The 8,702-nt window shown below is 59.3% G+C and carries 10 protein-coding genes and 2 pseudogenes; 6 read left to right on the forward strand and 6 right to left on the reverse strand.

Translation table 11 applies throughout. The annotated features are described in order from the left end of the window. Positions 1-632 (reverse strand): NAD(P)H-binding protein (locus tag FBZ97_RS34130; RefSeq protein ID WP_113352363.1); only part of this gene is annotated, 632 nt, incomplete at its 3' end. 5 nt (positions 633-637) lie between these two features. Between FBZ97_RS34130 and FBZ97_RS34135 the strand changes: the two genes are divergently transcribed. Together FBZ97_RS34135 and FBZ97_RS35020 are read left to right on the forward strand one after the other, a co-directional pair. After that, positions 638-823, forward strand: coding sequence for a hypothetical protein (locus FBZ97_RS34135; protein ID WP_145324682.1), 186 nt, complete (start codon positions 638-640; stop codon positions 821-823). Positions 824-939: 116 nt separating this feature from the next. Continuing rightward, the gene (locus FBZ97_RS35020) at positions 940-1,401 is read left to right on the forward strand and encodes a hypothetical protein (RefSeq protein ID WP_246661954.1); all 462 of its coding nucleotides are present in this window, start codon (positions 940-942) and stop codon (positions 1,399-1,401) included. Between the two features lie 560 nt (positions 1,402-1,961). Here FBZ97_RS35020 and FBZ97_RS34150 read toward each other — a convergent pair. The 3 genes and pseudogenes from FBZ97_RS34150 to FBZ97_RS34160 all read right to left on the reverse strand — a co-directional run bounded on the left by FBZ97_RS34150 (position 1,962) and on the right by FBZ97_RS34160 (position 4,965). Next, positions 1,962-2,873, reverse strand: coding sequence for a haloalkane dehalogenase (locus FBZ97_RS34150; RefSeq protein WP_113391250.1), 912 nt, complete (start codon positions 2,871-2,873; stop codon positions 1,962-1,964). A 5-nt stretch (positions 2,874-2,878) separates the two neighbouring features. Beyond that, positions 2,879-3,463 (reverse strand): TetR/AcrR family transcriptional regulator, encoded by a 585-nt coding sequence (locus FBZ97_RS34155; protein WP_113352367.1) that lies wholly within the window; start codon positions 3,461-3,463, stop codon positions 2,879-2,881. Between the two features lie 612 nt (positions 3,464-4,075). Next, positions 4,076-4,965, reverse strand: a pseudogene (locus FBZ97_RS34160) (LysR family transcriptional regulator). Between the two features lie 172 nt (positions 4,966-5,137). Between FBZ97_RS34160 and FBZ97_RS34165 the strand changes: the two are divergent. Next, positions 5,138-5,692, forward strand: coding sequence for a nuclear transport factor 2 family protein (locus FBZ97_RS34165; protein WP_113391223.1), 555 nt, complete (start codon positions 5,138-5,140; stop codon positions 5,690-5,692). A gap of 106 nt (positions 5,693-5,798) precedes the next feature. Continuing rightward, positions 5,799-6,125 (forward strand): Atu4866 domain-containing protein, encoded by a 327-nt coding sequence (locus FBZ97_RS34170; protein ID WP_113391224.1) that lies wholly within the window; start codon positions 5,799-5,801, stop codon positions 6,123-6,125. A gap of 42 nt (positions 6,126-6,167) precedes the next feature. Here FBZ97_RS34170 and FBZ97_RS34175 read toward each other — a convergent pair whose 3' ends face one another. After that, positions 6,168-7,067: a LysR family transcriptional regulator gene (locus tag FBZ97_RS34175; RefSeq protein WP_113391225.1), complete on the reverse strand. Its 900-nt coding sequence runs from the start codon at positions 7,065-7,067 to the stop codon at positions 6,168-6,170. 95 nt (positions 7,068-7,162) lie between these two features. Between FBZ97_RS34175 and FBZ97_RS34180 the strand changes: the two genes are divergently transcribed. Together FBZ97_RS34180 and FBZ97_RS34185 are read left to right on the forward strand one after the other, a co-directional pair. After that, positions 7,163-7,996: an SDR family oxidoreductase gene (locus tag FBZ97_RS34180; RefSeq protein ID WP_113391226.1), complete on the forward strand. Its 834-nt coding sequence runs from the start codon at positions 7,163-7,165 to the stop codon at positions 7,994-7,996. A 52-nt stretch (positions 7,997-8,048) separates the two neighbouring features. Continuing rightward, complete coding sequence (locus FBZ97_RS34185) at positions 8,049-8,543, forward strand: lipocalin-like domain-containing protein (protein WP_145324686.1); 495 nt, start codon at positions 8,049-8,051, stop codon at positions 8,541-8,543. Positions 8,544-8,592: 49 nt separating this feature from the next. On the opposite strand, the pseudogene FBZ97_RS35025 reads toward FBZ97_RS34185, so the two are convergent. Further along, a pseudogene (locus tag FBZ97_RS35025) lies at positions 8,593-8,702 on the reverse strand (LysR family transcriptional regulator); the annotation flags it as partial.

Below are 8,702 nucleotides of genomic sequence, written 5' to 3' on the forward strand. Positions count from 1 at the left end.
GCTCCGACAGCAAACGGAGCAGCGCCAATCCAGTATGCCGAAAACAGTTCTCTCGTCAATTCTCGAGCGACGACATTGTACCCGAGAGTTGCATCAGGTGGCCCGCACATATCGGACAGTTTGACAGCATCGGACTGCCCGACGCTCATGATCGGCAGGCGGAGGGTGGTCCAGTCGAGTGCTGACTGTTGCAGCAATCGCATATGCTCCTCTCCGTCCAGGATCAGCGGAGCCATGTGGCGCATCAGCATCGCGCGCCTCGTTGCCTGCCAGCCATTTTTCTGACCGACTTCTGAATCGAGTTGCGCAGCAGAGCCGGTGGTGGTCACGATCCGCATAATGGACCGTTCGGTCATCACCGGCATCAGATTCCGCATGGCGGCAGAGCAGACGTCCATTGTCGGCAACCCTGCGGCACCAAGCGTCGAGACGACCATCGACGCTCCGTCGAGGAGTTCAGCAACAGCGGCGGGATCATGAACATCGCCATGAACCTGCGTAACTTGCACGGTTGGACCCGATATTCGACTCCTATGGATCAATGCCCGGATTTGGCACCCCTGCGCACATAGAAGATCGAGCACGCGACCACCAAGGCGCCCACTGCCGCCCAGCAGCGCAACCACGGTCATAGCCGATGGTCCTCAAGGAAGACTTCAATGGGCTGAACCAGGCGATCACCTGCCTCCTCCGCGACATTGTGGCCCACATCGGCGAACTCGACGCACCTATTCTTGGGGAAAGCCTCCCGCCAGATCGGGAGCACGGGAGCAAGGCCTGGGTCTTTCATTCCCCAGAGAAGAAGCGCTGGAAGATCGGCTAGTATCGATTTCCGCGCCCCGATCCGCGCGGCCCAATCATTTTCGCCGAGGATGGCTCGTGGGAATATCCAGGTCTGCTCACGCGAAGACGGGGCCGCAAAAGGCGCGAGAACTGAGCGTGTACGGCTCGGGTAAGGAGCGACCGGTCGCCGAAGGACCCCTTGAATACGACCCGAGTAAAGAAATTGAAGTGCCGCGTAAGCCAGCGGGCCACTTTACTACCGACGATCGCACTGAAGCGCCGCATCATGAGCCGGTCACTTATGTCGAAAAACCAGCTATTGAGGGCAATGGTGCGACGAACGCGATCCGGATGCTCGACAGCCCAGCTCAGAGCGATCGGACCACCCCAATCATGTACAATCAACGTTACGTCATTGAGATCGAGACCGTTTACGAAGCGGGCGAAGTTTGCCGTGTGGAACTGAGGAAGGTACGAGACACCGGACGGCTTGTCCGAAAGGCTAAAGCCGAGATGATCCAGGGCGATGCAGCGATATTGGCTGGAGATGTTATTGCTTCTCCGCATGGAAGACTCCGTCGATTTCACAGAAGACTTAACTTCACCGCCTCCCGCTGACGGATCAACGCACCAAGAGGTTCGCTCCGATGCGGCGACCTGTCCGCTCGGACTGGCAATCAACACTATCGGGAGCGCTAGAAGCTCCACATCTTACGCTCGCTGCTGTTGGTCGGGCCGCTTCGCTACAACGCTCTCCTGTCCGCGATCGACGGGATCAGCGCCAAAGAGCTGACGCAGAATTTGCGTGAACTTGAATCAGCACGGCTGATCAAGCGGGTTGCGGTAGAGGATCAGTCCGCGTATGCGCTCACCCCGCTCGGACGGGAAATAGAGGGGCCGTTTCGCGCATTGGGCATCTTCGGAGCAGCACTCGCGAGACGATGAACGTTGCTCGCCGGAGCGCATAGTACCCTGCCAGAAGCGTGGAAGACCGAGCGGCCGACTGCCCCGGAGGCGTGCTTTGCTTCGAGTGCAGACTGCGATTGGATGCAGTTAGACCGGCGGAGAGCGCGCCCGAGAGGCTGCGCCAGCAGGCCACCTGCTACGATCCTGCGCTCGCATGAGCATATTCAAGTTTGACCGCAAGCGGCTCGTGTCCATCATCCAAGTCGCTTGAACTAAGCAGTGGCAGGAGCCAGACGGGCAGCGGTCGCGGCTTCAACCTCGGCTATGAACTCCGCAACCGTTTCGCCTATGATCTCCGGGTGGTCCTCCTGGAGGTAATGAAGGCCCGATCCGAGTTTCACTAGGCGGCAGTCGTGCAGTCTGCGAGCAAATTCCTCCGCCACCTCAGGCGATACAAGCGCACCAGGATCTCCGGCAAACAATAGCTTGGGATAGGTCGAAGCCGACAAGGCTTCATGCGCTCGCTCCATTATCGCGTAGACATCGGCTGGCTCGCCTGCGATCGGCAATTCGTTCGGAAAACGCCACGTTGGTTTGCGGGAGGCAGGGGTCTGGAATGGTGAGCGATAGATCGCCATTTCCTCCTCGGTATAGACGCGGACGGTTGCTCCCGGTAGTACGCCCTCTACGAATGCATTCTCCTCTAGGATCAGCTTTTCGCCTTCGCCGGGTGTACGAAACTTGCGGAAGATTTCGCGCTCAGCCCGATCGCGCAAAAACTCCTCCCAGGTCGGGATGGGTCTTGTGAACTCCATAAAGGCCATGCCCTTGATAAAGTCAGGACGTCGGGCGGCAAGATGGAAGGCAAGCGCCGTACCCCAATCTTGCGCTACGACGTAGGCCGAGCGGATCTCCAACTTCTCTATAAAGGCGTCGAGATATCTCACATGGTCTTCGAACCGGTAGGTGATATCCGGCTTGCCGGACTGTCCGAAACCGATCAGATCCGGCGCGATACAATGACCGACATCAGCAACAAGCGGAATTATATTTCGCCAGATGAATGACGAGGTGGGATTGCCGTGGAAGAAAAGCACGGTGGGGGCGTCCGTTCGCCCCGCCTCACGAAAGGCCATTTCAGAGTCAAGGACGGGCAGTCGGGGCAGGCTGATATCAGCGTTCATCACGATCACCTTTTAAGCACAGTAGCGAAAACAATCCTTTTGAAGCGCTCCAACGGCTCTACGTCGCGGGATACCTTCATCCGCAATATTGCTCCTTCCCACGCTGCGATCAGAAACTCGGCCAAGTCATTTGGCTCGAACGCATCCGAGATTTCCCCGGACGCCTGGCCTTCGGCAATGCAGTCGGCAAAAGGAGCTGACCATTCAGGAAAGATATCACTCAGCCGCTCGCGCAGGAGATCACTCTGGGGCGCGGCCTCAAGGCTAAAGTCACCGATCAAGCAGCCTCTTTGGAAACCGTCTTCAGCCAGGCGGCCGATAATAATATCGAGATAACGGTTGATCCGTTGTGAAGGGGTTAGCCGCTTATCCCCAAGCGACTCCGCCATTGCGTCCTTCAGACTGGCGAAATACCTGTCCAGCACCTCTCTCGTGAATTCCTCTTTCGAGCGAAAGTGGTTCGTAAAGGAGCCCTGAGGTACGGCCGCTTCGGCGACGATATCGCGCACGCCTGAACCGACATATCCCTTGCGGAACATCACAGTCCGACCTGCTTCCAAAATAGCTTCACGATGAGAGTGCTTTGTCATAGCCGTTATAATACATACGTCCGTATTGCCGTCAATATACGTTTTCCCAGCGCCAGGCCACGGCAGCGGTACGAACGATTACCGCGGTAGCTGAGGTGACGGGGCGCGCCCGGAACACGCGAGTCCGCCTTGCACCCTAGCTAGCGCTTTCCGTTCGAGCTTCCCGCGCTAAGCACTGAACGCTATGCTTAGTCGTGCTGTGGTGCGGAAATACCTGGCCGCTCAACTGAGGGCGCCGCGATGAAGGCGGTTGAGGGCTCAGCCTGCGAAGTGACACCGCTTCGTCCATGCTTCCACGGAGAGATTTTTGGTATCCGCCTGATCGTGCATGGGAACGGCCGGTTCATTTCGTTCGCTACCTTACGATAATCGCAAGGTAGCGAACGAACTTCAATGCTCGACGCGGCCGGATCCGGACGGGATCTCAGGGTGCTGGGGCCAGAAAGCTGGCTAGCTGTCTTCGACGCAAGTGACGCGATGAGGCGGGTAACGAAGGTGAGTGACCATCCGCGATGCGGCCACGGCTTCAAGCCAGCCTCAGCGCTCGGGCGTTCCGCATCGTAGTGGCCGGGCCCGGTAGCGACTGTGATGACACGACGATGTCATGGGGCGCTATCGCCACCGCTTCACGCGGTCGACCGGGGCTCGAAGCTTCGGAGCGATATTGCGCCGGCTGGGATAGTAGAGAAAGAAGCCGGCAAAGGGAGGGCAATAGTCCTGAAGGAGAGGGACCAACTGTCCGGATTCGACGTAGGGTTTGAAGGTGTCCTCCATTCCGAAGGTAATGCCGCCTCCGGCACAGGCGGTGCGGATCATAAGCCACACGTCGTTGTGGTGATCTGCGGGGTCGACAGCCACATCGAACTCGCGTCCATGCTCACCGAATTCCCAGCGATAAGCGCGCTGTGTGGCGCTGGACGCCAGCCGATACAACGATGCGCGGAGAGCTCCGAAGGATGCTCGGGCCTGCCGAAACGTTCGATGTAGGACGGCGCGGCGAAAGCACCTTGGCGCTGGTCGCCCGAAACTGGAACGGCAATCATGTCTTGATCGATGACTTCACCCAATCGCACGCCCGCGTCGTAGCCTTCGTCGACGATGTCGAATTCCTCGTCCGTCACTGTCACGTCGATCCGGATGCCGGGAAAGGCTTTCGCAAAACCCGCCAGAAGCGGCCCGGAGATGAACTGCTCGGGGATGGATGACACCGCCAGCCTCAACAGGCCGCTTGGTGCGCTGTCGCGATCCGCCGTTGCGTCGAGCGCCAGTCCGACTTCGGAAATAGCGGGCGCCACACGCTGATATAGTAGTTCACCAGCCTCCGTGAGGCTGACACTATGTGTCGTGCGCCGCACGAGCGCAACGCCCAGCCGATCTTCGAGACGGCGGATGGCCTGACTGACGGCTGGCCGTGTGATGCCCAAATTCTCCGCGGCTACACGAAAACTCCGCGCTTCAGCGACAGCCAGGAAAACAGAAATGCCATTCAGATCGATTGCCATTGGTTAGATCAGGTTACCAGCTTGGTCATCATTGGGCAAATTGTCCGATCTTATTCGGGCGCCTAGCTTGGATCTCACGAACTAGAACTCGAGGCCTGTTGACGGTGCATGCAGCTTCATCGCGGGTCGATAGTCCTCATCAAGCTCTCAGCAACAGAAAAGGACCGATACCATGACCATTCTTCCGACACGTCACAGGGTCGCCGGCGCGCGCCTTAGAGCTCTGATCACACTGGCATTGCTGTCGCTCGCTCTGCCGGGCACAGCCATTGCAAACGCCATGGCAACGCAGGTGCAAGCTGTGGACAGTGTGGCTATCGAGCAGCGAAACAAGGCGGTCGTCGAGGCCGCCTTCGAAAAGTGGCGCGGGGGCACCTATGTCTTCGCGGAACTCCTCGCTCCCGATGTCGTCTGGACGATCCATGGTTCCGGACCGGTCGCGGGCACCTATCGCAACCAGAAGGATTTCATCGAACAGGCATCGCGTCCCCTGACCAGCCGGCTCGCGACCCCGATCGCGCCGGAGGTGCACAACATCTTCGCCGATGGCGACACCGTCATCATCCGCTTCGACGGAACGGCGACCACGACGTCGGGCGCACCTTATCGCAATCAGTTCGTCTGGATACTCAAGATGAAGAACGGCCTTGTCGTTAATGCTGAGGCCTTTCTGGACCTCGTTGCTTATCAGCAGGTCGTCGACAACAACGCTCCACGGCCCCAATGACCGACGCCGGCGGTTCGGCAGACCAGAGCGTCTGGCGACCGATAGCCGCGCATCCGCGCGCCATCGCTTCCAAACCGAGAATAGTAGTGCTCAATGGAGCCAGGTCATGCGACAGGCACTTGCAGCAATCATCACGGCCACCCTTTCATTTCAATCCATAGAAGCGCAAGAGACCAATTTGGAGCCGAACCATCCCTGTGCCGGCATGTGGGTCACCGACGACAATCGTGTGCGCCATGAGCTTCTGCCGAACGGACGCTATGTCGAGGCCCGCGGCCAGCGGGAGCGAGCCTATGAGGGCCGCTACGAAGTCGACGGGACGCATATCGAGTACTGGGACCACACGGGCTTCACTGCCGACGGCGATTTCGTCGATGCCAACACATTGCGCCATGGCGGCATGATCTTACGACGTCAGCGAGCAACGCCTTGACATACCAGTTGACAGGGGCGGAGCCCACTCAGTGCCGCCCTGTCACCGTGACCTGTCCACCTCGCGTAGGAGGTCGATGAAAGCTCGGAGTGGTGACGGAACGTGCCGGCTGCGAGGGTAATAGAGCGCCAGCCCCGATGTCGGCGGGCACCATTCATCAAGCACGGTGACCAATTGACCGGACGCCAGAAATGGCTGCGCGAAATAGTCGGGTACATAGGCGATACCGCGCCCGTCTATCGCCGCCTGGACGAGAAGATCATTGTCATCGAGGGTGAGGTTGCCGGGGACGTCGATCGCCACTTCGGCGCCCCGTTTTGAGAACTCCCAGCGATAGCGCTTCCCGCTCGGCAGACGCTGGCGGATGCAGCGGTGCGCGTAAAGGTCGTCGGGCGTATGCGGTCTTGCTCTGCTCTCGAGGTAGGATGGCGCTGCCACGGCGATGAAACGCACGTCGCCGCCGAACTTCACCGCGACCATGTCTTTCGGAACAGCTTCCAGCAAGCGGATGCCGGCATCGAAACCCTGTTCCACGATATCGACGAGCCGTCCTTCCGAAACCAAATCAAGCTCGACGTCGGGATAACGATCGAGAAAGCTTGGAACGACGTCGGCGAGCAGGATGCGAGCGCCGCTCTTATTGGCGTTGATCCGCAGCGGACCGCTTGGGGTACCGCGTTCCTCCGATAGGGTATCGAGCGCTTGATCGAGATCCTGCAGAACCGGGTCGAGTCGTGCGAGCAGGCGGGCGCCAGCCTGGGTCAGCGACACGCTGCGCGTCGTCCGATTGAAGAGCCGTACGCCTACTTTTCCCTCCAGTCCAATGATCGCGTGGCTAAGGGCGGAGCGCGAGACGCCCATGATGTCGGCGGCTCTGCGGAAGCTCTGGTGATTGGCCACCGCGGCAAAGGCGGCAAGATCGTTCAGGCTGGGCCGTGACATTCGTGATATATCCTCACCGCATCATCGCAAATTGAAGATCTTATATCACCAATGCTGCCGAATTACATTCCGAGATGAACAGATCAGGAGTTTCTATGCCAAAGACATGGTTCATTACCGGCGCCTCCTCGGGGCTCGGTCTCGAGATGACACAACAGCTGCTTGATAAGGGACACAAGGTGGTCGCCACGGTCCGCCGTGTGGGCGCGCTGACGGAACTTGCGCAGGAATACGGCGATCGTCTCGATATCGTTGAGCTCGACCTGGTCGAGCCGGAAAGCATTGACTCCGCCGTTAAAGGAGCATTCCAACGGCACGGCCGGATAGACGTGATCGTCAGCAACGCCGGTTACGGCCTGTTCGGTGCTGCGGAAGAGCTCACGAATGAGGAGATCGACCGGCAGATCGCCACAAACCTCGTCGGCTCCATCCATCTAATCTGCGCAGCATTGCCTCTTCTTCGAAGGCAAGGCGGCGGGCGGATCGTCCAGGTTTCGTCCGAAGGTGGGCAGATCGCCTATCCGGGCTTCAGCCTCTATCACGCAACCAAGTGGGGCATCGAGGGCTTTGTCGAAGCCGTGGCTCAGGAGGTGGAGCCTTTCGGCATCGACTTCATCATCGTCGAGCCGGGGCCGACCGGCACGAATTTCGGAGCCAATCTTGTCTGCGCGACACCGATGGATGTTTACGATGACACTCCCGCCGGGGCGGTTCGCCGGGCGATTACGCAAGGCAGCTTCGAGATCAACGGCGATGCGGCGCGAACCGTGGCCGCAATCATATCAGCCGCCGAGAGCGAGAAGCCGCAGCTGCGGCTGGCGCTGGGCAGCACGGCCTATTCGTCTATCTCAAAGGCGCTTTCCACACGCCTGTCCGCTCTCGAGGCGCAACGGGAGGTGGCGAATTCTGCCGACCGCCAGGACTTGTGAACCGCGAGAGCGGCCTGGAAACACAGATCTCATGAATAGGAAAGGAAACACCATGTGCATCCGACCAGCCATGTTGGCTCTCGCCATTAGCGTCTCGTCTTCCGCCTTCGCGCAGACAGCGGCTGAAAACCAGGTTGTAGGCACCTGGCGCATGGTGTCGGCAACCATCGATCCCGGCGGCAAGAACACCGCCGCCTATGGAAAAAAACCCAACGGTCTTCTCGTCTTCACCCCCGACATGCACTTCGTGGAAGTCCTGACCGACGCCGATATCCCGCCCTTTGCTTCCAATGCTCGCGGTGAGGGAACGGACGATGAAAACCGCATGGCTATGTCACGCAGCATCGGGTTCTTCGGCACCTACACCGTCGATGAGAGGGGCGAATTCAGCGGCAACCGTGTCGAGGGATCGACATTCCCAAACTGGGTTGGCAGCGCGCGAACACGCGATGATCTCACGCTGGTCGTGGACGGCGACCGCATGACCGAGCAATTCCGCAGGCCGGAAGGCACCGAAATCCGGATCGAGTGGCAGCGCGTCACATGAGGCACGAGGGGTTAATTCCTGCAAGGCCTCGACCTCCGGGCGTGCGCCGTCAGTCATTCGCCTCCCAGTCGTAGCTTCTCATATAGTCGAGAAATGCGCGCATGGCGGCGCTCGGCAGGCGACGGCTGGGGTAGTATAAAAACCAGTGTGGCAAGGTCA

This window comes from Rhizobium sp. ERR 942 (genome assembly GCF_007828395.1).
GTDB lineage: Bacteria > Pseudomonadota > Alphaproteobacteria > Rhizobiales > Rhizobiaceae > Rhizobium > Rhizobium dioscoreae.

Coding starts and splice junctions, on each gene's coding strand:
- FBZ97_RS34185 (WP_145324686.1), top strand. CDS start 8,049: ATGTGCATCCGACCAGCCATGTTGGCTCTCGCCATTAGCGTCTCGTCT.
- FBZ97_RS34155 (WP_113352367.1), bottom strand. CDS start 3,463: ATGACAAAGCACTCTCATCGTGAAGCTATTTTGGAAGCAGGTCGGACT.
- FBZ97_RS34180 (WP_113391226.1), top strand. CDS start 7,163: ATGCCAAAGACATGGTTCATTACCGGCGCCTCCTCGGGGCTCGGTCTC.
- FBZ97_RS34150 (WP_113391250.1), bottom strand. CDS start 2,873: ATGAACGCTGATATCAGCCTGCCCCGACTGCCCGTCCTTGACTCTGAA.
- FBZ97_RS34175 (WP_113391225.1), bottom strand. CDS start 7,067: ATGTCACGGCCCAGCCTGAACGATCTTGCCGCCTTTGCCGCGGTGGCC.
- FBZ97_RS34165 (WP_113391223.1), top strand. CDS start 5,138: ATGACCATTCTTCCGACACGTCACAGGGTCGCCGGCGCGCGCCTTAGA.
- FBZ97_RS34135 (WP_145324682.1), top strand. CDS start 638: ATGGTCCTCAAGGAAGACTTCAATGGGCTGAACCAGGCGATCACCTGC.
- FBZ97_RS34170 (WP_113391224.1), top strand. CDS start 5,799: ATGCGACAGGCACTTGCAGCAATCATCACGGCCACCCTTTCATTTCAA.